The following is a 26350-nucleotide window of genomic DNA, read 5'->3' on the forward strand; positions in this document are numbered from 1 at the left end:
TCCAGCTGTTTTACAATTTGATGCTTTTTAATACTGCATAGGACTTCATAAAAGTCGGAAAGCCGGCTGTGGGGATCAGCAACAGCAACGCGTGCTTGATGTCTTCTTCACTGACTCCGGCTGCTGCGGCTCTGTGAATGTGGGTTTCAAGAGCGCGCTTGTGATTACCGGTAGCGGATATGGCAATTTTAATCAGCCAGCGAGTTTTTTCCGACAAGGGTCCGCCCTTTTGATGAACGGCTTCTCCTAAGGCTGCGTGTTTCTCATGTATCTCGGGAAATTCCTTTTTAAACTCACTAAAGATTTTATGAACATCTTTCATGATATTCACCCTGGTGTATGTTTCTTTCTCATGAGAAAATTGACATAGTGTAGATACAAGACAAAAGAATTCTAATCATTTTTGGTGAATTTTTCAAAGGATAATTCGGTTGGCATCAATTTGAGGTCAAGTGCCGATAACAATTCCACCATCAACCCGAAGGGTTTCGCCGGTAATAAAGCCGGCTTCATCAGAAGCTAAAAAGAGATAGGCATTGGCAATGTCACGTGGTTTACCCAGACGCCCCAGCGGCGTCCGCGCTTCCATTCCCTCAATGATTTTAGGCGGCATGGAGGTCAAAATGTCGGTGGCGGTAAAACCGGGAGCCACGGCGTTGACGCGGATGTTGTAGCGACCCAGCTCACGGGCCCAGACTTTGGTCATGCCGATCACACCGGCTTTGGTGGCAACATAATTTGTCTGGCCTAAATTGCCGTCGATACCCACAACCGAGGTTGCATTCAAAATCACACCGCTACTTTGCCGAATCATGACTGACGCTGCCGCCTGGGTACAATTAAATACACCTTTGAGGTTGATGGCAATCACCAGGTCAAAATCGGCCTCGGCCATCTGTTTAACCAATTGACCGTCTTTTATCTTTACCAGCAGACTGTCGCGTACAATACCGGCATTGTTCACCAGCACATCGATGCGGTCGAATTTGTTTTCGACCGTGTTTACCCAATCACTGACAGATGATTTGTCGGTAACATCCACCCGGTAAAATTCAGCATCATGACCGATATCTTTAACAGCCGCCACTCCTGCGTTCTGATCAACATCACATATGGCGACATGAGCGCCCTCTTCTGCAAAGCGCTCGGCGGTAGCCTTTCCGATCCCGGCAGCACCGCCGGTGATCAGGCAAACTTTTTCCTTTAAACGCATGGGCTCCTCCTCAATTTTAAACATGAAGTAATGAGCGGTCGGGTCATTTTGCGGCCCACTCCTGATATCAGCGGTAAGAATCATCAGTCCGCCTTAGGCGGACTGATGATTCTTGCAGCGACCCAATAAAAAAATCTCCCTGACCATTCAAATGCTACAACGGCTCAAACGCCAGAAAAGTCTCCTTTTTTCCATCCACTTCCGTATGCAAGTATTTTACTTTAAGCGGCATCCCGACTTTGATATTTTCCGGTTTGTTGGGATCCAATCCTTCGATGCGTGCATCCACCCGCCCGCCTTCTTCCAGTTCGACAACACCGGAAATATAAGGATTTTTGCGGTTGTAACCCTGCGCAATCATAAAAGGCGGTGCAATGGTGATGCAGGTAAAGGCAGCCAGGCGCCCCTTGCCGTTCATCTCTACCCATTCCATATCCGAGCTAAAGCATTTGACACAGATGGAACGTGGCGGCACATAGCACCCATCACATTCAATGCATCGGGACCCCATCAGCTTTTCTTCTTTCAGGCATTGCTCATAGGTAATATCGCTAAAAAGTTTTTCCTCCATTGATGGTCTCCTTTTATCAAAGGTTCAGCGTTCGGGGTTCAGGGTTTTCGAGGGTCCGTTTCAAGGTTCAAAGATTTGGTCTCCGGCGGAATCACTGAACCTCTGAACCCTTGAACCTTGAACCCTTGAACCTTTATCTTCTTTCGAGAATCGTAAACGTGCATGTGCCGCCGGTACCGCCTAGATTATGCGCGCCGCCAATCCGCAAATCACTGATGGGCACCTGGCGCTCACCGGCCTGGCCCCGCAGCTGCGTCCAGACTTCATAAAGCTGAGAAATCCCGGTAGCGCCCACTGGATGGCCCTTGCACTTAAGACCGCCGGATGTGTTGATGGGTTTTGGTCCGTCCAGACGCGTTGCCCCCTCAGCAATCGCCTTGTAGCCCTCGCCGGGTTTAAAAAAACCCAGGTCCTCGACGTGCACCAGCTCAGCAACCGAAAAACAATCGTGTACTTCGGAAAATTGGATGTCATCCGGTGTCAGACCAGACATTCCGTAGGCCTCCTGAGCCGCATAGCGCGTGGCTTCAAAATAAGTCAGATCTTCACTGGCATGAAACCCTCTTCCGCTGCCCTGCCCCAATCCTGCCACTATAATTGGATCGTCGGTAAAGGTTTTGGCGATTTCTTCGGCCACCAGCAACATGCAGCTGGCCCCATCACTGATCGGGCAACAGTCAAAAAGATGCATGGGCCAGGCAACCACCGGGTTGGCGCGCGGATCAGCCAGAAAATCCTTTTCGGTCTGCCAGTCCGGTGCGGTTCCCTCCTTTTTAATGAGACTTTCCTTTTTTTTGTTCATCAGATCCGCGATGGTGACGGGAAACTGGGCTTTGGGGTTCAAGGGTGCATTGTTATGACTCTTGATCGTGATATTCATCAGGTGTTCACGATCAGCGCCGTATCTGGCAAAATAGGCTGTGGCCACAGCACCAAAAACGCCGGGAAAGGTAAAACCCGCCCGACCTTCGTAGGGCACCGTCGCCAGCGCCAGTCCCTCGGCCACTTCTTCGGTGGTGCGTTTGGACATCTCTTCCACGCCACCAACCAGCACAATATCATAAAAACCGGAAGCAATGGCAAAGACACCCTCTCTAAAGGCCAGTGCGCTGGAGGCACAGGCGCCTTCGGTTCGGGTCGCTGGCTTGGGCGCAATACCCACCAGGTCAGAGATAATCGGCCCCCAGTGAGACTGGTGCATAAAATAGTCATTGCTAAAATTTCCCAGATAAAGCGCATCGATGTCTTTGGGATCAAAACCCTTTTCCACCGAAACGATCATTTCCCGGAATGCATCGGCAAACAGATCCTTGGAATCTTTATCCCTGAACATACCGAATTTGGACATCCCGGCCCCGACGATGGCCACACCGCGACCGAGTTTTCTGCGTTTTTGCATAGCTCCTCCGCAAACATAGGGTTTCAGTTTAGGCAATGGCAGCCCATTGGGGTTATTCCACTAAAAATTTTGAGATGGCATCAGATGCCTGTGTAATGTCGAATATGCCACCCAAATGGCCAAACTGACTTTTGAGCTCAAACAGAGAAACCACCTTGCCGGCTTTTTTGAACATCTCGGCATGATGTCTGAGTTGCGGTAGGGTAAACAAAAGATCCGTATCCGCCCCAATCATCAGTATTTTGGCCTGTATGCTTTTTAGCGCTTCTTCGTAGGAGTTGAATCCTTGTCCAATATCAAAAAGAGAATTGGCCTTGTTCAGATAGAGCATTGAATTGGCATCCGCCGTGAACGTTCTGCCTTGAGCTCTTTTTTGAAGTGCTGCTGCGGCCAGAAATGCGTTATCGAATGCGGCGGCCGGATTTTTTTGCGGGTCAGCCCATTTTCGATCAAAACGCTGATCCGCCCAGTCAGACCACAGGGCACTTAGGGTGATCACCATCAGCGAATAGGCCATGCCCTCTTTGGGTTCTTCTTTACCGTAATAGTCCCCGTTGTTCCATTTGGGATCCATCCGGATGGGATCTCCCCATAATTTAAGCCAGGACAATAACCAGCCATGAAGCTTTGGCGTTGCAATAACCGGAATAATACGGTCGACAAAATCAGGATAGGCCACTGCCCATTCATAGGACTGGATGCCCCCCATAGACGCCCCTGAAACAGCCTGTAATTTCTTAACGCCCATAGACTGCAGCAGCTTGTATTGAAGGTTTACAAAATCACGAATCGTTACGATTGGAAATGTCATCCCGTAGGGTTTACCGGTGGCCGGATTAATGGAGGCCGGCCCGGTGGTAATGACCTTTGGATTTTTGGGGTGCATATTGCACAGTGTATCGGAACTGACGATGAAATACCTATTGGTATCAAACGGCAAACCCGGACCGATTATTTTATCCCAGTAGCCGGGGGCCTTGTCTGTGGCTGCATATTTTCCAGCGGCATGCGAGTTGCCCGAATAAAAATGGCAAATCAAGATCACATTGTCTTTTGTAGGGGATAATGTCCCGTAAGTCTCATAGCCGATTTTGACATTAGAAATCTTTTTACCGCTCACCAAGGTAAACTCATCCAGCGCAAAGGTTTTTTTCTCGACAATTGCATCTAATCCCCAGCCGATTGTACTGATGCTCAATACAAAAATCACAATGACGGCGCTCAACCATTTTCTATTCATTTTGGTTGCCTCCTTTGCTATTGTGTTACACCTCGATCCGTCAGAGGTTCAAATCCAGATGAACCGGCACCTTAAACCGCCATCAACAAACGGTTTCATCACCATAGGTAGCAGCGGTATTTTCGAAAACAGCAAGAATTGCACTTTATCCTGGTTGTTCAAATCGGTTGTGTTTGCGGGTCGATGCAGTAACATCCGGATAGATCATCGCGGTGATTTGCCGATAGCATGTGCTTTGTGATTTACGACGATTCTTTCTTGGCTTGATTCTGGCCATACGTATCCCGCATGACGCGTTTAAGCGTTTTACCGGCGACATTGCGCGGAAACTCCTCCATGATCGCAACATCATGAACCCGCTGGAACTTGGCGGCCACCCGTGCGTTGATCCATTCCCGCAGCGCGTCAGCGGTAATGCTACCCGGGTTGCGCAAAATAACGGCGGCCAGCGGGGTTTCACCCCATTTTTCATGGGGGATACCCAAAACGGCAACCTCCTGAACTTCCGGGTGCTGGGCCACTATTTCTTCAATGTCGCGCGGGTACACATTAACGCCTCCGGAAATGATCATATCCTTCATGCGGTCCACCAGATACAGGAAACCATCTTCATCGACATAGCCCAGGTCTCCCGAATGCAACCAACCGTCAACAATAGCAGCTTCCGTCAGATCCGGGCGTTTATAATAGCCCGGCATGAGAATGGGGCCTTTGCCGCAGATTTCACCGACTTCGCCAACCGGTGCTTCATTGCCGTTGGCATCCAAAATTTTCATTTCAAAAAAAGGTGGCGGCACGCCCACCGACTCCGGCTTGGCGGCATAGTCTTCTTTATCCAGCACGGTAACAAAGCCCTCGGTCAAACCATAGAGTTCATAGAATCTGCCGGGAAGCCTTTTATTAAGTTCGTCCTTGTGTTCTTTGAGCAAGGGCGCACCGAGGGACAGAATCATTTCAAGGGACTCCAGGGCTTTAGATGAAAAATTGGGCGCATCAAGTATGGCGATGATCTGGGCGGGCACCAGCATGACGTGAGTGACCTTTTCGCGCTCGATGGTATCGATATAGCTGACGGGGTCAAACTGGCTCAGCAAAATATAAGTAGCGCCAACATACATGGTGGGCATCAGATCAACAAAAGCGCCGTTGAAGACGATGGCGCCTGCATGCATGGTAACGCTTTCCGGTGTCATGCGATAGGAGGCGGCAAACGTCGCGCCGTACCAACTCCGAACGTAATGGGTGTGCACAATCCCCTTGGGCAAACCGGTGGTCCCGCTGCTGTACATGATATTAAAGGGATCGCCATCATTGATAACAATACCTTGCGGTTCTTTATCACTGGCAGCTGCTTTTAAATCGTCATAGCTGCGGTACCCTTTTTGACCTGAATAATCGGTGAGGACATATCGATCAGCCGGTATGGCCTGCAGCTCCGGTTTGATTGAATCGATTTTAGCGACAAATTCGGAATTGGTAATCAGCACAACGGTGTCGGAGTCATTCAAAAGGGTTTTCATGGCCGGTTCGAGCAGCAGCGTACTGGATGGCACCACAACTGCGCCCAGTTTTGCCACAGCCCAGTAAACTTCGAGCAGCTCCAAACAATTGGGCAAAATGGTGGCTACCTTATCCCCTTTTTGGATACCCAGATCGGTTAAGGCGTTGGCCAATCGATTGATCTGTTGATTGAATTCAAACCAGGTCAGCCGATTATCTTCAAATACGACGGCAAGATGGTCGGGGCGATATTTGGCATGACGTGAAAATAGGGATCCAATATTCATGGCAGCCTCGCTTTTAATGGATGGGTTGTGGGGAAAAGTCAGATATCCGATTCATCTATGCAATTAAAGCCAATAGCGAAATCTATGCCAGATAATTAAGACTTACAGATTGTTATCACAGATGGTCTTGTATGCCAAGATCAGATATTTGATGTATATAATCAGTTGCTTATACTTAACCATCAACCGGTGTCACAGTGAAATGACAAAAGAAAGGGTAAGATATGCGTATCAAATAGAAGACATGTAGCCAGTTTGAAACGACGGCTCAAAGAGAAGGTGCTGTAGAGTTTAAAAGATCCATGTTTAGACATGCAGTTGGCTGTAATCAGACATCAATAAGTCCTGCGCAATACAATCGATACATTGAAAACAGACTTTTGACAATTTCAATAAAGTTGCATTGGCAAAACCCACCGGCACGCCTTGGCGTCTAATGCCTGCCGATAGAAACGAAAGGCAACCGTGTATAGCGATATATCACGCATTGTACCAATTTTGATACAAATTCTGCGTTAAGGGGGGATTAATCAGCCTCGGGTATCCGCACCAGCATGACCGGTATTTGACTACGCCGCAATACGCGACGCGTGGTACTGCCCAAAACCGCCTCGCCGAATTTGCCCCGATCATGATAGCCCATCACAATCAGATCGCATTTTTTATCAGTGCTGACGGCCAGTATTTCATCGACGACATTGCCGCGGGCCACAATGGTCTCATCGGTCATAATCTCACACTCATCATGATCTTTTTGTACGGCCGCACAAAATTCTTCCAGGGCAGCCTTGATCATCGCGCCTTCTCTGCGTTTGCCAATGAGAATCTGTTTGGCTTCTTGCTCATGGGCTTCCTGAAGCTCCTGCCACTGTTTGTCACCCAAAAACGACTTGATATGCACATCTGAAGAATGCGACACCTCTTCCATGACATGTAAAACTGTAATCGCCCCACTGTAGCGATCCGCCAAGCTGACCGCATAATCAAAGGCCTTACGCATGTTCGGAGAAAGATTGGTGGTAAATAAGATTTTTTTTATTTCAGGAACCATTATGATCCTCCTTTCCGTTGGGCAATGGTCTTACCTATGTGGCAAAAACTTGCAACTCTCATACCATTTCATGATCCAAAGGCGGTATCCAATGATTTTCAACGGTACCCTATTTCTGAATACCACTCGCATAAACTTTAAGTTGATTCTGATCCCACTCTCTTGTAAGAAAATCGATACGCATAAACGCTCCATCAAGACCGGATTCAGGCGATTTACGACCGCTTTGATTGATATCATATTTGCAGAATACCAAAATCGGAAATAGATTATACACTGATATAATTTTTAATCGTTAAAACAACAATGTCAACTGGGGAACAGTGATGTCTCAAAACGTCGAAAAACCTGATAAAGTGTATTACTTCGGTACCTGTCTGATGGATACGATTTTTCCCGATGCGGGTCTGGCGGGGATCAAATTAATCCAGCGCGAAGGCGTCCAGGTCATTTTTCCACGCGAGCAGAGCTGTTGCGGGCAGCCCGCCTATAATTCCGGTTTTCCCAAAGAAGCCAAAAGGGTCGCCCTGCAACAAGTGCGGTTGTTTAGTGAAGATTATCCGATCGTGGTCCCCTCAGGGTCCTGCGCCGGGATGATGAAACATCATTATCCGCTGTTGTTTGAGGGCGATGGGCATCTGCAAAGAGTTCAAGCCTTTTCACAGCGAATTGTCGAACTTTCTGAATTTTTGGTGCGCACGCTCAAGGTTCAACTGGCGGATATCGGGCAGCCGATCAAAGTTACCTGGCATTCATCCTGCCACGCTCTCAGAGAGATGCACATCATCGAATATTCAAAATCACTGATCTGTCAGTTGCAAAATGTTGAGTTGGTTGAACTGCAAAACGAGCATGAGTGTTGCGGTTTCGGTGGTACTTTTGCCGTTAAACAGCCCAAAATATCAGGCGCCATGGTCGTTGATAAAGTGGCCGATATTCGCCAGACCGGTGCCGAACGGTTAGTGGCTGGAGATTGCGGCTGCTTGATGAATATCAGCGGCGCAATGGATTATCAGAAGGTCCCTATTCAAAGCCAACACCTGGCCGAATTTATCTGGGAGAGAACCCATGTCAAATGAAACTGGACCTAATTTTCAGCAAAACGCTTCTCAGGCCCTGGATGATAAACAGCTACGCGAAAATTTCAAGTTTGCCATGAAAAATTTTATTCAAAAGCGCAAACTAATTTTTTCAGATGAAAGCCAAACCGAACAATTGCGGCAGATCGGAAACACCATCAAACGACGCGCCTTAAGCCAATTACCGCAATTGCTCGAACAGCTTGAGGAAAATTGCACCCGCAACGGTATCAAGGTGTATTGGGCAGAAACCACCTCGGAAGCCAATCATCAGGTGTTGCACATCATGAAGGCACACCAGGCCACCCGTCTGGTAAAAGGCAAGTCCATGGTCTCTGAAGAAATGGGATTGAACGAATTTTTACAGGCGCATCAAATCGAGGTGGTTGAAACGGATCTGGGTGAATTCATCATCCAATTGAACGATGAGAAGCCCTCGCATATTATCGTGCCTGCGATCCATAAAAATAAGCAACAGATTGCCGACATTTTTCACCAAAAACTGGCCGATACACCCTACACCGAAGACGTCGAGGAACTCAATGCCATTGCCCGCCAAAACCTGCGCCAGAAATTTTTTGAGGCCCAGGTGGGCTTGAGCGGCGTTAATTTCGCGGTGGCGGAAACCGGCACCCTTTGTCTGGTGGAAAACGAAGGCAACGGCCGCATGAGCACCACCGTACCGCCGGTTCATATTGCCGTGATGGGGTTGGAAAAGGTGGTTGAGAAATTAGCTGATATTCCACCGATGCTGCGCCTGCTGACCGGCTCGGCCACCGGCCAGTTGATCACCACGTATGTGAACATGATTACATCGGCGCGCAAGCCCGGAGAAAAAGACGGACCTAAAGAGGTCCATCTCATCATTTTGGATAGTGGCCGCTCGGCAGTCTTATCCGATCCGCAACTGCGCCAAACACTGCAATGTATTCGCTGCGGCACCTGTTTAAATCACTGCCCCGTATATACCCGCATCGGTGGGCACGCCTATGGATTTGTTTATCCCGGGCCCATCGGCAAAATATTAAACCCCCAAATCGAAGGCCTAAAAAAAGCGGGCGAACTGGCAACCGCATCCAGCCTATGCGAGGCCTGCGCTGAGGTCTGCCCGGTTAAAATCCCCATTCCGCAATTGCTGCGCCGGCTTCGAAATGAAAGCTATACCGATGATTCTTTAGCAACAGTCAAGGATGGGGGTTACAAAAAAAACCTGATCGAAACCTTGGGCTGGAAGGGCTGGGAATTGATGAACACCCACCCGCACATAAATGCCATCGGAAACAAAATAATGCGCCGTTTGGGTGCCAAAATACCCAAAATCGGGCCTTTAAAGCAGTGGACGCGTTATCGTTCTGCACCCAAATTTGCTCCTAAAAGCCTGCGTCAGCTTGTTGATGAGGAAGGAATCCAAAAATGAATGATGCCGCTCGTGATCAAATCCTGAAACGGCTGCATGCGGCCACCAAAGGGCAACCCGTGGATATCCCTGAGGCGGCTGATCTGCCGGTGGAACCACTCGAAACGCCTCAAAAAATTGATAAGCTTAAAGCATTAATGGAAGCTGTCCGCACCGAGGTGCATGTTGTTGAGGGCTCAGATTGGACAACACCCTTAAAACAAATCCTAAAAGAGCGGAATCTCAAAACGTTACTCTACGCTCCGGGCACACCCGTAGGCGACCAGCTGCAGGAGGCATGGACAAATGATGCCAACATATTGCCCGCACTGGTCACTTATGATGGTTCGATTGAAGATTTTAAGGAACAGCTTTTTGGTATCGATGCGGCCGTCACCTCGACGATCGGCGGCATTGCCGAAACCGGTGTCCTGATTCTGTGGCCCGATGAAAAAGAACCGCGCCTGATGTCTCTGGTGCCGCCGATTCACATTGCCATATTGCAGGCCGATAAAATTCACACCACTTTTGCCGAAGCCATGCAGGCGGGCGACTGGGTCTCAAAAATGCCGACCAATGTGGTGTTGATATCCGGCCCCTCGAAAACAGCAGACATCGAGCTAACTTTAGCCTTTGGTGTGCATGGGCCCAAGGAGCTAGTCGTCATTATCATCAAAAACGAATAAATTCGGTTATGCAGGAATCTAAAGTGCGGCATACAGAACCACGAAGAGCACGAAGGACACGGAAGAATAAAAGAAAAATTTCGTGTTTTTCCTTTGTGATCTTCGTGTTCTTCGTGGTGAAAATAATACCAGATATATCCAACTGTGGTTTCCCGGGTAACCGCTTAATTTATTATCTATGCTAACTGACAATTACCGCCAATTTTACACTGATCTGCGCGCCTTTATTCCCGACCGGCGGCTGTTCACCGATCCACTGCGCACGCTGACCTACGGCACAGACGCCAGTTTTTACCGCCTGATACCCAAAATTGTTATCAAAGCCAATAGCGAGGCTGAAGTATCCCGTATTCTGCACACGGCTGATCAACACGGCATTCCGTTGACCTTTCGGGCTGCCGGCACCAGTCTTTCGGGTCAGGCGGTCACCGATTCTGTTTTAGTGCTCTGCGGCGGCAACTGGAACAGCTATGAGATCCTGGACAACGGCAGGCGCATCCGTCTGCAGCCCGGTGTCATCGGGGGGCACGCCAATCGCTATTTGGCGCCTTTCAGCCGCAAAATCGGCCCCGATCCAGCATCGATCAATTCCGCTATGATCGGCGGCATTGCCGCCAACAACGCCAGTGGCATGTGCTGCGGTGTGGCCCAGAACAGCTACCAAACCATTCACAGCATGCGGATTCTGTTTCATGATGGAACACTGCTGGATACGGCTGATGAAAAAAGCCGCGCCAATTTCAAACAAAAGCATCCGGCGCTGATAGACAGCATCTTACAACTGGCTGAGAAAGCACGCAGCAATGCCGCGCTAGCAGACCGCATCCGCCAAAAGTTTAAAATTAAAAACACCACCGGCTACAGCCTAAATTCGCTGGTTGATTTTAATGACCCTTTTGACATCATGTTGCATCTGATGATTGGATCCGAAGGCAGCTTGGGATTTATATCCGAAGTCACCTACGATACGGTTGTCGAGCACCCCAATAAGGCCAGTGCCTTAATGATTTTTCCGGATATTGCCAATGCCTGCAGTGCCGCCGCCATACTAAAGGAAGGCCCGGTGGATGCCGCCGAGATCATGGATCGGGCCGCATTGCGATCGATCCAGGACAAAGCGGGCATGCCGGCGTATATCAAGTCTTTCTCAGCGGAAACCACTGCCTTATTGGTGGAAACACGGGCGCACGCAAACGATGAATTGCAGCACAACATCGAAACCGTCAAGCGTTCGTTGGCAGAACTTCCCACCGAGCGTCCAATTGAATTTACCGATAAGGTCTCTGAATACACCCAGCTGTGGAATATACGCAAGGGCCTGTTTCCGGCTGTGGGGGCGGTGCGGGAAATCGGGACCAGTGTGATTATCGAAGATGTCGCCTTTCCGATTGACCGCCTCGCCGATGCCACCTTAGAGCTACAGGACCTGATGGCCGCATACCATTATGATGAAGCCATCATTTTCGGTCATGCCCGCGAAGGCAACCTGCATTTTGTATTTACCCAGGATTTTGCTACTCAAAAAGAAGTGGATCGCTATTATCGTTTTATGGACGATGTTTGCCGCATGGTGGTTGAAAAATATGACGGTTCACTGAAAGCGGAGCACGGTACCGGTCGCAATATGGCACCCTACGTCGAAATGGAATGGGGAGCCGAGGCTTACGGGTTAATGCAACAAATCAAAAACATCTTTGATCCCAAAAATCTGTTGAATCCCGGTGTGATCATCAACACCAACCCCAATGTGCATGTGGAGAATCTGAAACCGCTGCCACCCACCAATCCCATCGTCGATCGCTGCACAGAATGCGGTTTCTGTGAGGCGTATTGCCCATCGCGGGATCTGACGCTCACCCCGCGGCAACGCATTGTGGCCCAACGAGAAATCTCACGTCTCAACACGACCCGGGAAAATCCGCAGCGATTGGATCAGTTTTTAAAAAGCTATGATTATCTGGGAGAACAAACCTGCGCGGCGGATGGCATGTGCTCGGTGGGCTGCCCCATCGATATCAATACCGGCGAACACACCAAAGAGCTTCGCCACAGCCAGCAGGGACCCACGGCGCATCGCGCAGCAGCATTGATGGCCCGTCATTTCGGGACGGTTGCCACTGCAGTCCGTCTGGGTCTCAAAATGGTGGATCACGCCCATCATCTACTGGGTACCCGCAGCCTGGAACGCATCACTTCAGGATTGCAGAAGCTGAGCAACGGCTGGATGCCAGGCTGGAATCCTTATGTGCCCGGCGCTGCCGGAAAAATCCAGTCGTCCAACCCTCAAACCAATGGCTTGCCCCAGGTGGTTTACTTTCCAAGCTGTGTCAGTCGAACGATGGGCACCGCCCGTGGAGATCCGGATCAGGAATCGCTGCCATCGGTCACAATGCGATTGCTGAAAAAGGCCGGTTACGCAATGGTTTTTCCGTCGAACATGCAGCGACTTTGCTGTGGCACGCCGTTTGAAAGCAAAGGGTTTAAGGAGCAGGCGGACATCAAATTAAAAGAACTGGAAAACGCCTTGCTGCAGGTATCTGATGACGGACGCATTCCGGTCTTGTGTGATACCAGCCCCTGTCTGTATCGCATGCGCCAGTGTATGGACCCGCGTATCAAACTTTATGAGCCTTCAGAATTTATTTATGATTTTCTGATGGAGCGTCTGACGTTTACCCCCTTAGATACCACCGTTGCCCTGCATCATACGTGCAGCAACATGAAAATGGCCTTAGAGCATAAACTGCTGGCCGTTGCGCAGGCTTGTGCTCGCGATGTTGTTGTGCCCGACCTGGTGGGCTGTTGCGGCTTTGCGGGCGACCGCGGATTTACTCATCCAGAGTTAAATCAATCCGCCCTGCAGGAATTAAAAGCGGCCGTCAATGATCAATGTGCCGCAGGATATTCGACCAGTCGCACATGTGAAATCGGCTTATCCCAGCACAGCGGATTGTATTATAAGTCGATTGTATATCTGGTGGATCAGTGCACCAGTGCTATCTAATAACTGAATTTTCGTGCAAAGTTTAGATATTTCGGAGAAATCACCATGGAAGAATTCAACGCCGATCAAATTGCGGCATTGGCTAAAATTGTGTCTGCCGACCGTTTTTCAAACGGTCAGTCCAACCGCGAACTGCATTTGCATGATATATCCGCCCATCGCGGTCGTCTGCCGGCGGGTATCATTTGGCCGATAACCACGGCAGAAGTGTCCGATATCCTTGCCTGGGCTTATGATCAGAATGTGCCGGTTACGCCCTGGGGTGCAGGAACCAGCACAGAGGGCAACCCTGTACCGATCCATGGAGGACTGGTTATTGACATGACCCAAATGAATAAAGTGCTGGACATTCGCCCCCAGGATTTACAAGTCGATGTTCAACCGGGCGTTTTGCGCAAAGAGCTCAACCGAATGGTCGGAGAGCAGGGGTTGTTTTTCCCTCCCGACCCGGGGGCCGATGCCACTATCGGTGGTATGATCGCCAACAATGCCTCGGGCGTTCAAACCGTCAAATACGGCGCCACCAAAGACTACGTCATGAAACTCACGGTGGTGCTGCCCGACGGCAGCATTATCCACACGGGTTGCAAAGCCCATAAATCTTCTTCTGGTTATGACTTATCCCGCCTGTTCGTGGGGTCTGAAGGCACCCTGGGGGTTGTAACCGAAGCAACCTTGCGGCTGACCGGCATCCCCAGCCATCATCTTGCGGCCACCATAACTTTTGGCAAACTGAATGAAGCCTCTCGAGCGGTGGCGGCCATGATCGGTTCTGGATTGGAACCCGCCGCGCTGGAACTACTCCCACCCCAGCTGATCAATTTAATGAATCGTGAAAAGAATCTTGGGCTTCCGGAGGCGCCATCGCTGTTTTGTGAATTTCATGGCATCAGTGCAGCCACCCTGCAGGAAACCGCTGATCTGGCCAAAGAATTGTGCGAGGACTGTGGGGCCACGGGATTTCAGTTTGGCGTCGAGGCCAATGAACGGGCGCGGCTCTGGCGCGCCCGCCACGAAGCCTGGGAAACCATTCACCGCGCCCACCCGGGCAAAGAAACCCTGATTGTGGATGCCGCCGTGCCCATCTCACAATACCCGGAAATGATTGTCTTCTCTCAGAAACTGGTTGATGATCACCAGGTTTCCGGTTATGTCTTTGGTCACGCCGGCGATGGAAATTTGCATGTGGTCCTGGTGGGTGATCCGGATAACGATAAAGAGTGGTCACTGCTGGAAGAGATCAATGCCCAAATCGTCACCCGCGCGGTGCAACTGGGCGGCACCTGCACCGGCGAGCACGGCATTGGCATCGGCAAGCGCAAGTTCATGCAGCTCGAGCATGGTGACAGCTATCAACTCATGCGCCGGATCAAGGATCTGATCGATCCCAAAGGGTTGCTGAATCCGGGGAAGATCTTTATGGAGCCTTAAACGGCCAAGGCTAAAGTGAGCTTAGTCAAAGATATTTCACTAGCAGGTAAAATGAAACAGGCATAAGGCGCAAGGGTAGGACTTCGAATCTGAATCGCTTTTAGCGTGTGCCGTGTGCCAGCCGCAAATAGTTATCGTGTGTGTTTAAACCTACTAAAGGCAAATATTTGGAATAACAATCAACGGAGGTAATTTATGAAAATAGGATTTATCGGACTGGGAACCATGGGAGTGGGCATGTCGCTTAATCTTCTCAAAGCCGGTCATGAAGTCAGCGTTCACAACCGTACCCGGGAAAAGGAAGAACATGTTGCCAAACAAGGGGCTCAGCGAGCCGAATCTCCCCGGGAAGCCGCCGAAGGTGCTGAGGTGATCGTCACGATGGTCAGTGATACCCCCGATGTGGAACAAGTGGTTCTGGGGGATGAAGGGATCATCCATGGCGCCCCGCAAGGCGCAATCGTGATCGATATGTCCACCATCAGCCCGACTGCCACTCGTCAGATGGCGGAGGCACTGGGCACAAAAGGGATCAAAATGCTGGATGCCCCGGTTTCCGGTGGGCCGGAAGGGGCCAACAACGGCACTTTGGCCATAATGGTGGGTGGCGATTCGGATGCTTTTGAAAAAGCCTTACCCATTTTGGAAATCATGGGCAAAACCGTCACGCATGTGGGGCCCATCGGTGCCGGGCAAATAACCAAAGCCATTAATCAAATTATGATTGCCGGCACTTATTTGTCGGTTGCCGAAGGATTAACCCTGGGCATGAAAGCCGGGCTGGATATGGAAAAAGTGATTGCGGCTATCAGTGGCGGTGCAGCCAGCTCGTGGGTTTTACACAACCGGGGTATCAATGTGGTCAAAAACGAGTACCCGCTGGGCTTCCGCGTCAAACTGCACCACAAAGATCTGGGAATCGCACTGCAAACAGCGCGGGAATTGGAAGTAACACTTCCAGCCACCGCCCTGGTCGAACAAATCGAAAATGGTCTGATTGCCAGCGGCCACGCGGACGACGATGTATCTGCTATCGGTCGTGCAATTCGAAAGCAATCCGGACTGGAATAAGCCTTATGGGTGATCCGTTATCAGTGAACTGAATTTGAAATGGCTGTAATTCGAACTTATGATTGACATTGGTTTTTGATGTACTCGTGATCGCAGTGCCCTACAGGAGAAGCAATGATACCAGAAATAAATAAAATTTTATACACTACCGATCTTTCTGAAAATGCACGCTATGCCTTCAGCTATGCCGCTAGCCTGGCCAACCGATATGATGCCGGTATCACCATCCTGCATGTTTTAGAGGATATTTCGCCCACCACCGATAATTTGGTAGTCGGCATTATCGGTCAGGAAAAGTGGGAGGAGCTCCGGGGCAACAATGAGAAAGAGGTGTTGACTAATCTCAAAAAGCGACTGACATCGTTTTGCGAAAATGTGCAGGCCGAGCTGCCCTCATGCCCGTTTATTACAGACAAAATTAAGGTCACCATTGGCAAGCCGGTGGAAGAAATATTGCAAGAGGTTGAAAATAATGAATATGATATGGTCGTAATGGGCGCTCATGGCCACAGTTTTCTGGCCGATGCCGTCATGGGCAGTGTTTCGCGCCGGGTGGTCAGGCGCTGCAAGAAGCCGGTCCTGGTCGTCCGATTACCGGAAAATGGCGAGGACTAATTTTTTGCAATAATGTTTCGCTTGAGTTGGGACACTGATTTACACAGATTATCACAGATAAAAAACAATATGTGATTTTCCACCTGAATTGAAAGCGTGTTGATTTCCTTATTATCTGTGAACATCTGCGTGTATCTGTGTCCTATTTTATATTCCCAACGTCTACCGCTTCGCTTTTCTTTTGACCTCCAAGGCCTTTAAATCCTTGCGCATAATTTTGCCGGTGGCGGTCATCGGCAGCTCATCGACAAATTCTATCTCCCGCGGGTACTCATGGGCTGCCAAACGAACCTTAACAAAGTCTTTAATACCGGCGGCGAGATCATCATCGGCAGCAACTTCGGGCTTGAGAACAATAAAGGCTTTGACAATCTCGGTGCGCACCTCATCCGGGCTGCCAACAACGGCGACCATCCCCACATCCGGATGCTTCATTATACAGTCTTCGATCTCAGCCGGACCAATGCGATATCCCGCACTGGTGATCACATCGTCCTTGCGGCCCACAAACCAAAAATATCCTGCTTCGTCCTGTTTGGCCAAATCCCCCGTCAGGCACCAATCCCCCACAAATTTATCCGCCGTGGCCTGCGGATTTTTCCAGTATTCTAGAAACATAACCGGATCGGGTCGGCGAACAGCCACCTCACCGGCCTCGCCAGGCGGTACCGGCCGGCCTTCACCATCCACCACCGCCAAAGTGTGCCCCGGAACGGCCCTGCCCATCGAACCGGGCAGATTTTGCATGATGGCCGCGCAGTTGCCTACGATCAAATTGGCTTCGGTTTGGCCGTAAAATTCATTGATGGTCAAATCGAAAACCTCGCGGCCCCATTCCAGCAGCTCTTCGCCCAATGTTTCGCCCCCGCTGCCGATACTGCGCATATTTAAGGTATATTGATTACGCGGGTTTTTGACCTGGCGCATCAGCTTCAGCGCCGTGGGGGGCATGAAAGCGTTGCGGATGTTGTATTTGGCAATCAGATGAAAGGCTTCTTCCGGGTCGAATTTTTTAGCACGGTGCGCCAGCACGGGGATGCCATGGTGCCAGCTGGGAAAGAGCACATCGATCAACCCGCCAATCCAGGCCCAATCCGCCGGGGTCCAGAAAAAATCGTTTTCCTGCGGGAAAAAATTGTGCGGAAACTCCACTCCCGGTAAATGGCCCAACAGCACCCGGTGCGCATGCAAGGCCCCTTTGGGCGGGCCGGTCGTGCCCGATGTATAAATGATTAAGGCCGGATCATCGGCCCGGGTTTTAACCGGCGTAAAATCGGTGGATCCTTTTTCAATTAGTTTTGCGAAATCCTGCACCTGATCCTGTTTTTCACCGCGGGTGACGATGATCACCTCCAGATCCGGCAACTGGTCCCGAATCTCTATAATCTTGGGCAGGTTGGCACTGTCGGTGACAACGCCTTTGGCTGCGCTGTTGGCCAGACGATAGGCCAGGGCATCGGTGCCGAACAGGGTGAACATGGGGATGGCAACAGCGCCGATTTTGTAGGCGGCAATATGGCTGATGGCCGTTTCCGGGCATTGGGGCAGCAGGATGCCGAAGCGATCTCCCTGCTTTATACCGCTGACCAGCAGACCATTTGCCAGCTGGTTGGATAGACGCTTTAAATCGGCAAACGTATATTTTTCAACCTGGCCGTTTTCATTTTCATAAACCAGTGCCAGACGGTTGCGCTGGTCGGCCCAGCGATCACAAATGTCCACACCGATATTGTAATACTCGGGAATTTCCCAACGGAAAGTATCAAATACGTCAGCATAAGTTTTGCCGGGCTTTAACACGGTGATTTCTCCTATTGCGACCTGAATAAGAAAAGACCACGTCGTGAATAACGCAGCCATTTCGAAAGACACGGATTTTTACTGTTTTCTAGCAGCCTTTATTTCGGCCTCGGGTCGCCAGTTTTCGGGTGCTTTTAGTTCCAGCAGCTCGTGATAGATGGGGAAGGGATAGTTAGGATCATCGGCCACCCGCCCGAAGTAAGTTGAACAGCTTAACTGATTGTCAATCTTGCGGAAAAAAAGCTTTCCGCGGGTGGTATCAATGGTCATTCCCTTCATGGCATCTTTGACCTTTTCGATATCGATGCTGCCTGCTTTATCAACACCCTGTTTGAGGGCATGAACGCCGTCATAGGCCATCACTACCCAATCGCTGGGATAGGTGCCAAACTTGGCCTTATAGGTATCCACCAATTTGGCCATCATAGGGATATCCAGGTGGGCGAAAAATGGCGCCCGGGTTCTACCATATTGGTCTCTGCGAATGCTTCTGGCTTGCGATTTCAATTCGGTCAGGCTAATTAGACCACCCGGATATTCGACTTGCTTGAATAATCGATAGTCTCTAGCATCTCTCATCCAGAAGGCATTGTCCGTCCCGGCAATGGATCCAAGGACAAAATCAGGCTTTTGGGCCAGAATATCAACTATAAAGGAATTAAACCGTGACTGACCCAGTCTTGGCCAGTAAGTGCTGACCAATTCTAGATTTGGTGCGATCTGTCTTAAAAGATCGACCTGCACCTCTTGACTGGAACGGCCCCAGGCATAGTCGGAAGCAACGGTCACAAACTTTTTCCAATTATTCTTTTTGGCCAAATTGGCAACGCCGACAACAACTGCCTTTGACAACATATATGTATTGGGGACAACCGAATAGGTATAGGGGCTGGGGTCAATTTTGGTGATATTTTCAGAGTTACTGATCGTTGCAATGTGCAACACTCTGTTTTTACGGCATATGGGTTTGATGGCCAATGCCGTCGCACTGGAATAGGTTGCGATAATCGTTTGAACCTTATCGGTTTGAATCAGATTTTCGACCACCTGTCTGGCGACGTCCGGTTTGGTCTGGGTATCTCTGATAAAAAGTCTAATCCGATGCGCTCCCAGAAGTCCGCCCAATGCATTGATCTCATTGACGGCGATTTCGATGCCTTCTACTGCCTCCTTTGAATAAGGAGCGCCGGTTCCGGAAAGGCCCAGAGCAACGCCGAGATGGAAAGCTTCGCCGGCAAAAGCGCTGTTGCAGAGCATAACGCCCGGCAAGATGATTAACAAAATGGCAGTTATTGCGATGGAAGATTTGGTTTTCATGAGGCGCCTCCTCATCTAAGGTCACGTTGTGAGCAGTGTGCTCTTAAATAATGGTCGGCGACCTTTGGTCTCCCGGGTATGACTGGGCTGTATTATGGTTTAGCCGTAAGCCAAAGCCGGCAGCCAGATGACCAGCTGCGGCCAGATAGCGATGATCACCAGTCCGATCAGCTGCAGAATGATAAAAGGCACCACGCCTTTATAAATATCGACAAGTTCCACTTCAGGCGGCGCAACACCTTTTAGATAGAAAAGGGCAAATCCAACAGGAGGCGTTAAAAATGAGGTTTGCAAACTTACGGCAATCAGGACCACAAACCAGACCAGTTCCGGATTATCCACGACGCCGTGCCCCTCGATCTGAAACCCGAGGCCAGAGACAACCGGTGCAATCAAGGGTAAAACGATTAACGTGATTTCAATCCAATCCAGAAAAAAACCGAGCAGAAATACGGCCCCCAGAATAACCGCCATGATGCCATATGGTCCCAGCGGGATTCCGGTGAGAATTCTTTCGATGAATTCATCCCCCCCGAGACTGCGCAGCACGAGGGCAAAACAGGTCGCCCCCAGAAAAATAGCAAAAATATAGGCGGTGGTGTTAAAGCAGGCCTTCATGACTTCGACAATGACCTTGAAATTAAGCCGCTTGTTCATGGCCGCCAAGATGGTGGCGCCCAGGGCGCCGACGCCGCTGGCTTCAGTGGGGGTAGTGATGCCGGCAAATATAGAGCCCAGCACGGCAATAATCAATCCCGCAGGCGGCAAAATACTTTTGAGAACATCCCAGAGCATGCGCCAGGCGATGGGCTGCCGATTGGGGTCCAACGGCGCTGCCTTGGGATTCAGCAAGCTAAAGATCAAAATATAGGCAATATACAAGGACCCTAAAATGACACCGGGTACAACCGCACCCATAAACAAATCGCCCACAGACAACCCCAGCTGATCGGCCATAATGACCAGCATAATACTGGGCGGTATCAAAATACCCAGAGTGCCGGAGCCGGCGATGGTCCCCAGTGCCAGCGTTTTGGAATAGCCTTGCTTCATCATGGCCGGCAAAGACAACAGCCCCAAAAGCACCACCGAAGCCCCGATAATACCGGTCGAAGCCGCCAGGATGATGCCGATGGTCGTAACGGTGACGGCCAACCCGCCGCGCACTTTACCAAAGAGACTCTGCATGGACTTCATCATGCTTTCGGCGATGCCGGAACGATCGAGCATCAGACCCATAAAGATAAACATGGGCAGGGCCACCAGGACCCAGTTATCCATGAATTTGAAAATCCGGTTAATCACCATGCCCAGGGTCAGGTAATCCAGACCTGTCAGGGTGCCAAAATACTGATCGGCAACCCAGCCCACCAGGGTAAATATCATGGCCACGCCCCCCAACACCCAGGCAACCGGAAAGCCGGTGAACAGGAGGCTGACAAAGGTCAGAAACATGGCGATTACGAGATAATCGTTAAATTCCATGGTTTAGGTTCTCCTCAGAGAAAGAAAGGTGCGCACGGCTCTTGAAATGGTGGCGACTCCCAGCAGGAAGAAGGTGATGGGGATAATCCCTTTGATCGCCCAGCGCCAGGGCAGCCCCATGGGAGCATCAGAGCGTTCATTGACCCGCCAGGATTCCCAGACAAAATCCAGGCTCTGATGGAAGATGATAATGATAAAGGGCAACAACAGAACGACGGTACCAAACAGATCCCAGCGGTATCTCCATTTCTGGGAAAGACGCGCATGGATGATGTCCACCCGGATATGGGAATCCATCATCTGGGCATAAGAAGCCCCGAACATGATCCCTAACGCATATAGATGCCACTGCAATTCTTCCAGTATAACCAGGCCACGGCCGAAGCCATAGCGCAAAATGACCTGCAGAATAATGACAAGAACTAGAATGCCGTTGGTCCACATGACCACGTGTCCGATGGAACGAATGAATTTATCCAGGGCATCACAAAATTTGCTGGGGGCCATATCCTGTTGGGTTTCTGCGCTCATGCCAATCTCCCTATAGGGCGGGAACGATTAATCGGGTTAAGGTTATTCGTAACGAATATTTCCCAAAGGTGCAGGAGATCGTTATCGGGTCCCCCGCAACGCTTTGGGATGACATATTCAATTAAAGATAAATTATTGTTTCGGCGGTTTGGGACGCGGCAAAAATCCATAGGATTGCCACAGGGCATAATCCTTACGGAAGGCTGAAAAATCATCCCAGACCTTTTTGAAAAACGGGTCTTTGGCGGATTGCTCGGCGGCAACTTCTTCCCAGGCCTGTTTGAAGGTCGCCAGCATTTCATCGGACCAGTACATGTTGGTCACACCGTTATTTTCGACGTTTTCCTTCATCGCCTGCCATTGAATGGCTTCGGTGTAGGCAAAGGCATCCGCCGTGGCGGCCTTGCACATCATTTCAATAACCGCACGCTGGTGATCCGTCATGCCGTTCCAGGCATCTTTATTGATCAGCAGCTCAAAAGTTGTGGCCTGCTGATGCCAGCCGGGAAAATAATTATATTTGGCAATCTTTTGAAAGCCCAGCAGTTTATCGATGGCGGGCATCGAAAATTCAGTGGCTTCGATCGCTTTTTTCTCCAGAGCCGGAAAAATTTCGCCACCCGGAATCAAACTGACCGAAGCGCCCAGTTTCTGCATGGCCTGGCCGCCCAGCCCAAAAAAGCGCATCTTCAGGCCTTTGAGATCATCCGGTGAATTAATGGGCTTGGTAAACCAGCCTGAGGTCTCAGGTGCGATGATGCCGCACAGCAGGACTTTAACATTGTAGCCGTGGCTGTCGTACATCTCCTGCCACAGTTTCATACCGTTGCCATAATACAGCCAGGCCAAAAATTCGCCGGTTTCGGGGCCAAAGGGGATGGCTGTAAAAATCGGCGAAGCCGGTATCTTGCCGGCCCAGTAACCTGAAACGCTGTACCCGCCATTGATTTTACCTTCGGATACCGCATCCAGGATTTCAAACGGCGCTACCAGTTTGCCCGGTTCGTAGACCTTCATTGCAATCGTACCGGCACTGGCGAGTTCAATTCGGTCTGCAACCCATTTGATGGTTGAACCCAAACCCGGAAGACTGGTGGCAAAGCAGATCGGAACCTTTATCAAAACTTTCTTTGCCTCAGGAGCTTTGGGCTCCTCCGCCGGAGCTGCTGCCGCAGCAGGCTTTTTTTCTTCTTCCTGTTTTGCACAGCTTAAAAACAATCCAGACAGCACAAAACTGGCGGCAAGAAGAAGGATTAACGTTTTCATAAAAGCGTTTTTCTTCATCACGATTCTCCTTTTTTGAAATGTCAACATTAGAAAATAATCACCTGCACAACGTAGCGCTAACTATCGATAACCACCCCCTTTTTGTCAAGGAATAAAATATGAGTTCAAATGATCGGCCTGATTTTAACAATAAACCGTTTAGAATTTAGTGAATTGCGCTATGAGATCCCTATTCGATTTTTTTTTGGGCATACGTACGCACCATTCCCCCATCGAATAAAAGGTCGCCGCCGATAAGATATTTGGCAAAGCGGGAAAATCCAAAAATAAAAAGGTTTGCCACCTCGATGGGTGACATCATTTCCTTGATACGGGAGTAACCCATCATGACTTCTCGCACAACCTCTTCGGGCGTAATGCCGCGTTGTTCAGCCTGGGCAGGGATTTGATTTAATGTCAGAGCAGTTTTAACAAACCCGGTACTGACGGTGAAGGAACGAATTCTGCCCTCGCCTTCGGCCGCAATTGACTGGGTCAAGGCGCGCAGTCCGAACTTGGTAATGTTGTAAACCGGTTTATTGAGGGTGCTAATGTGGGCATGCACGGATGCCATGTTGCCGATAGCGCCAACCCCGTCACTGCTTTTTTTGATGTGCGGCAAAGTTAGCTTGGATAGATAAAACGGTGCCCGCAACATCAATCTTTGCATGTAATCATATTTTTCCATCGGAAAATCGTCGACCGAATCAATGTGCTGAATACCGGCAATATTGGCCACAAATTTAATGCTGCCAAGTTTGGCGGCTTCAGCGACCGCATGCTCGATATCCGCATCTTGGCATAAATCAGTCTTTACAAAAATCATCTGGCCGCCCATATCCCGGGCCATTTTTTGCGTTTTTTTCCCCTCCTTTTCATTAAAATCCAAACCGACAGTCATCAAATTGTTGGCAGCGGCGGCGATGGCTGTCGCCCTGCCGATACCGGTTCCTGACCCGGTAACGATACAAACGTTGTGGGTATTGAAATTATCATCTTCGAGAATCAATATGTCTTCACGCTTGATCTCGGGCTCTCGGATGTCCATAGGGGTCCTCCCTTAAAGAAGCTCAGATTCGATTGCACGGTGGGTTAGAATTAAATCTGCAAATTCTGGACCAAACGTTTTAGTGAAATCTTACCGGTGCCGATAGCGGCAATACTGCTCTAGTGCCCACTATATGGCTGTTTTATACTTTGGATGCATTTTTTTCTCGACAATTTCAGCGGTTGTTTGTATAGGCTGATATGTATCAATCTATATACATGTTGCCATATTGATACAGAAGGGGGATTCGATGAAAACCGGCTCAAAAATAAGTCGGGCATCCAAAAACGGTATCCCGTTAGAGTTGCAAGCAGATCCTGATGGGTCTGTGGTACTTAAAGATCAATTGGAAGCCTATCAACTGGTCTTTGAAAGCATTTATAACGGCGTCATGGTCACCGACGCTGAAGGGATCATTACCCATTTTAACAAACCTTACGGTCAGTTTTTGGGGCTTGATCCAGCGAATCAGATTGGCAAGCACTGCACCGAAGTGGTTGAAAATACACGCATGCACATCGTGGCCAAGACCGGAAAGGCCGAGATCAACCAAACCCAGCGGATCAAGGGGCAAAGCATGGTCGTTCAGCGGATTCCGATCAAAAAAGACGGTCAAGTGATTGCGGTTTTCGGACAGGTCATGTTCAAAGATGTCAAAGATGTCACCAATCTGGCCAATCGACTTTCATTGCTGGAATCTAAAGTCAAACACTATGAAGAGGAACTGATCAATCTGAGATCCACCCGCTATACCTTTGACAGCATTGTGGGCAGCAGCCGGGTCATCCGCGAGTTGAAGAAGGAAGCCCTGAAAGCGTCGGTCAATCAATTTCCGGTGTTGATTACCGGTGACAGCGGTACCGGCAAGGAGCTTTTCGCCCAGGCCATCCATCACGCCAGCCCGCGTAAACTATACCCTTTTGTGCGGATCAACTGCTCGGCCATACCCAAAGATCTGCTGGAATCCGAGTTGTTCGGCTATGAAAAAGGTGCTTTTACCGGTGCCAAATCCGAGGGCAAACCTGGTAAATTTGAGATCGCCAACCAGGGTACAGTTTTTTTAGATGAAATCGGAGACCTGCCGCTGGTGATGCAGCCAAAGCTTTTACGGGTGGTAGAAGAAAAGGAGTTTGAACGCGTCGGGGGCACGAAGATCATCCGCTCAGACTTTCGCGTCATCGCGGCCACCAACCAAGACCTTGAAGACATGCTTGCCGATGAGCGCTTTCGAAAGGATCTGTTCTACCGGCTAAATGTCATACCTTTGCATATCCCGCCGCTGCGGGAGCGCAAAAGCGATATCGTGCCGCTGGCCCAGCACTTTTTAAAGCAAATGGCCAAAGAGGCGAATCTTTCAGAAATTTCACTGGACAATGATGCTGCCGCAGCATTGAAAAAATACACCTGGCCCGGAAATGTCCGTGAATTGTTAAACGTTTTGGAAAGAGCCCTGTCTTCAATTGAAGGCGACATCATTCATTTGGGCGACCTGCCTTTTTATGTGAGCCGCATGCAGAAAAAGCTTCCCGAGCAGAATCAGTCTACAATGGACATCAAAGGGGTGCAGGCGCGAGCGGAAAGAGATGCCATTCAATATGCCTTAAAGGAAACCCGCCATAATAAAGCGCAGGCAGCCAAACTCCTGGGGATTCATCGCACGCTTTTGTATAAAAAAATGAAAAAATACAATATTGCGCTCAAACCCGAATAACCAACTTAAACCTGTAGAGCAATTGATACAGATCGTCTAGGCTTTCTTTAACGCCTGCTGGGCCTCCTGACTGCTTTCATAAATATGAGGGGCCACATCCCGCTTTTGCAAGGCGTCGCCGAGTTTCATCCGCAAAAAGGTACTGGTGGTATAGCGTGTCACCCCGGAGTAATAGTGATCCACCAGATGCTTAACCATGTCGGTATATTCATCCACGATATCCGGTAAAATGGTAAAATTGTCGTAATTGACAATGGTGTAGACCTTTTTTCCCAAAGGTGCCACAATCCGCTCTACTGCCTCTTTGACCGCCTGTACATCCTGTGATGATTGAATCGCATAACCTTCAAAGTTGACAAAAAACAGATTTTCAGCTGGATCGTAGGTCAACCGCTCTTCTAATGTCAGGGATAGAAGATCCGCTTTGAGATCCATGGGCACAGAACGGAAGATGCGGTTATCCATCAAGCGCGGTTGCGCCTTAATGATGGGTTCAAAATCCATCTGGGCCAGAATGTCTTTTGCCAGATCCACCCCGGGAGCGATTTCGATCAGCGTCATGCCTTGATCAGTTAGGGCAAATACGCAGCGCTCGGTAATGTAAAGCACGGGTTGCTTTTTTTCGAGGGCATATCTGCCGCTGAAGGTA

At 49.8% G+C, this 26350-nt stretch carries 22 protein-coding genes; 8 read left to right on the plus strand and 14 right to left on the minus strand.

Annotated elements, in window-relative coordinates; all coding sequences use genetic code 11:
- Nucleotides 1-10: 10 nt before the first annotated feature.
- The 7 genes from QNJ26_19045 to QNJ26_19075 form a co-directional block, all read right to left on the minus strand.
- Nucleotides 11-322 carry a carboxymuconolactone decarboxylase family protein gene (locus QNJ26_19045; protein MDJ0987645.1) on the minus strand — a complete coding sequence of 104 codons (312 nt, stop codon included), beginning with the start codon at nucleotides 320-322 and terminating at the stop codon, nucleotides 11-13.
- A 126-nt stretch (nucleotides 323-448) separates the two neighbouring features.
- On the minus strand, nucleotides 449-1297 hold the full coding sequence (locus QNJ26_19050) for an SDR family oxidoreductase (GenBank protein ID MDJ0987646.1): 849 nt from the start codon (nucleotides 1295-1297) through the stop codon (nucleotides 449-451).
- A 70-nt stretch (nucleotides 1298-1367) separates the two neighbouring features.
- A complete protein-coding gene (locus QNJ26_19055) occupies nucleotides 1368-1784 on the minus strand; it encodes a Zn-ribbon domain-containing OB-fold protein (GenBank protein ID MDJ0987647.1) in 417 nt (138 codons plus the stop codon).
- Between the two features lie 133 nt (nucleotides 1785-1917).
- Entirely contained in the window at nucleotides 1918-3183 is a 1266-nt protein-coding gene (locus QNJ26_19060; protein MDJ0987648.1) for a hypothetical protein, read from the minus strand.
- Between the two features lie 52 nt (nucleotides 3184-3235).
- The gene (locus QNJ26_19065) at nucleotides 3236-4423 is read right to left on the minus strand and encodes a homoserine O-acetyltransferase (protein ID MDJ0987649.1); all 1188 of its coding nucleotides are present in this window, start codon (nucleotides 4421-4423) and stop codon (nucleotides 3236-3238) included.
- A 242-nt stretch (nucleotides 4424-4665) separates the two neighbouring features.
- Nucleotides 4666-6210 carry an AMP-binding protein gene (locus QNJ26_19070; protein MDJ0987650.1) on the minus strand — a complete coding sequence of 515 codons (1545 nt, stop codon included), beginning with the start codon at nucleotides 6208-6210 and terminating at the stop codon, nucleotides 4666-4668.
- A gap of 526 nt (nucleotides 6211-6736) precedes the next feature.
- A complete protein-coding gene (locus QNJ26_19075; GenBank protein MDJ0987651.1) occupies nucleotides 6737-7261 on the minus strand; it encodes a universal stress protein in 525 nt (174 codons plus the stop codon).
- A gap of 326 nt (nucleotides 7262-7587) precedes the next feature.
- On the opposite strand from QNJ26_19075, the gene QNJ26_19080 reads away from it, so the two are divergent.
- The 7 genes from QNJ26_19080 (at nucleotide 7588) to QNJ26_19110 (ending at nucleotide 16543) form a co-directional block, all read left to right on the plus strand.
- A complete protein-coding gene (locus QNJ26_19080; GenBank protein MDJ0987652.1) occupies nucleotides 7588-8340 on the plus strand; it encodes a (Fe-S)-binding protein in 753 nt (250 codons plus the stop codon).
- Entirely contained in the window at nucleotides 8330-9757 is a 1428-nt protein-coding gene (locus QNJ26_19085; GenBank protein MDJ0987653.1) for a LutB/LldF family L-lactate oxidation iron-sulfur protein, read from the plus strand. The genes QNJ26_19080 and QNJ26_19085 overlap by 11 nt, the downstream gene beginning before the upstream one ends.
- A complete protein-coding gene (locus QNJ26_19090; GenBank protein MDJ0987654.1) occupies nucleotides 9754-10422 on the plus strand; it encodes a lactate utilization protein in 669 nt (222 codons plus the stop codon). Before QNJ26_19085 ends, QNJ26_19090 begins: the two co-directional genes overlap by 4 nt.
- Before the next feature lie 178 nt (nucleotides 10423-10600).
- The gene (locus tag QNJ26_19095; protein MDJ0987655.1) at nucleotides 10601-13426 is read left to right on the plus strand and encodes an FAD-binding and (Fe-S)-binding domain-containing protein; all 2826 of its coding nucleotides are present in this window, start codon (nucleotides 10601-10603) and stop codon (nucleotides 13424-13426) included.
- Between the two features lie 45 nt (nucleotides 13427-13471).
- Nucleotides 13472-14857, plus strand: coding sequence for an FAD-binding oxidoreductase (locus QNJ26_19100; protein MDJ0987656.1), 1386 nt, complete (start codon nucleotides 13472-13474; stop codon nucleotides 14855-14857).
- A 195-nt stretch (nucleotides 14858-15052) separates the two neighbouring features.
- A complete protein-coding gene (locus QNJ26_19105) occupies nucleotides 15053-15928 on the plus strand; it encodes an NAD(P)-dependent oxidoreductase (protein ID MDJ0987657.1) in 876 nt (291 codons plus the stop codon).
- Nucleotides 15929-16042: 114 nt separating this feature from the next.
- Complete coding sequence (locus QNJ26_19110) at nucleotides 16043-16543, plus strand: universal stress protein (protein ID MDJ0987658.1); 501 nt, start codon at nucleotides 16043-16045, stop codon at nucleotides 16541-16543.
- Nucleotides 16544-16705: 162 nt separating this feature from the next.
- Here QNJ26_19110 and QNJ26_19115 read toward each other — a convergent pair whose 3' ends face one another.
- From QNJ26_19115 to QNJ26_19140, 6 genes are all read right to left on the minus strand, one after another.
- A complete protein-coding gene (locus QNJ26_19115) occupies nucleotides 16706-18343 on the minus strand; it encodes an acyl-CoA synthetase (GenBank protein ID MDJ0987659.1) in 1638 nt (545 codons plus the stop codon).
- Nucleotides 18344-18421: 78 nt separating this feature from the next.
- Nucleotides 18422-19660: an ABC transporter substrate-binding protein gene (locus tag QNJ26_19120; protein ID MDJ0987660.1), complete on the minus strand. Its 1239-nt coding sequence runs from the start codon at nucleotides 19658-19660 to the stop codon at nucleotides 18422-18424.
- 99 nt (nucleotides 19661-19759) lie between these two features.
- On the minus strand, nucleotides 19760-21145 hold the full coding sequence (locus tag QNJ26_19125; protein MDJ0987661.1) for a TRAP transporter large permease subunit: 1386 nt from the start codon (nucleotides 21143-21145) through the stop codon (nucleotides 19760-19762).
- 3 nt (nucleotides 21146-21148) lie between these two features.
- On the minus strand, nucleotides 21149-21676 hold the full coding sequence (locus QNJ26_19130; GenBank protein ID MDJ0987662.1) for a TRAP transporter small permease subunit: 528 nt from the start codon (nucleotides 21674-21676) through the stop codon (nucleotides 21149-21151).
- A 132-nt stretch (nucleotides 21677-21808) separates the two neighbouring features.
- A complete protein-coding gene (locus tag QNJ26_19135) occupies nucleotides 21809-22960 on the minus strand; it encodes a TRAP transporter substrate-binding protein (GenBank protein ID MDJ0987663.1) in 1152 nt (383 codons plus the stop codon).
- Nucleotides 22961-23132: 172 nt separating this feature from the next.
- Nucleotides 23133-23990: an SDR family oxidoreductase gene (locus tag QNJ26_19140; GenBank protein MDJ0987664.1), complete on the minus strand. Its 858-nt coding sequence runs from the start codon at nucleotides 23988-23990 to the stop codon at nucleotides 23133-23135.
- A gap of 250 nt (nucleotides 23991-24240) precedes the next feature.
- On the opposite strand from QNJ26_19140, the gene QNJ26_19145 reads away from it, so the two are divergent.
- Entirely contained in the window at nucleotides 24241-25701 is a 1461-nt protein-coding gene (locus QNJ26_19145) for a sigma 54-interacting transcriptional regulator (protein ID MDJ0987665.1), read from the plus strand.
- Nucleotides 25702-25737: 36 nt separating this feature from the next.
- On the opposite strand, the gene QNJ26_19150 is transcribed toward QNJ26_19145, so the two are convergent.
- Nucleotides 25738-26350, minus strand: a 613-nt coding sequence (locus QNJ26_19150) for an acyl CoA:acetate/3-ketoacid CoA transferase (protein ID MDJ0987666.1), incomplete at its 5' end; no start/stop codon positions are given.

This window comes from Desulfobacterales bacterium (genome assembly GCA_030066985.1).
Lineage (GTDB): Bacteria > Desulfobacterota > Desulfobacteria > Desulfobacterales > JAHEIW01 > JAHEIW01.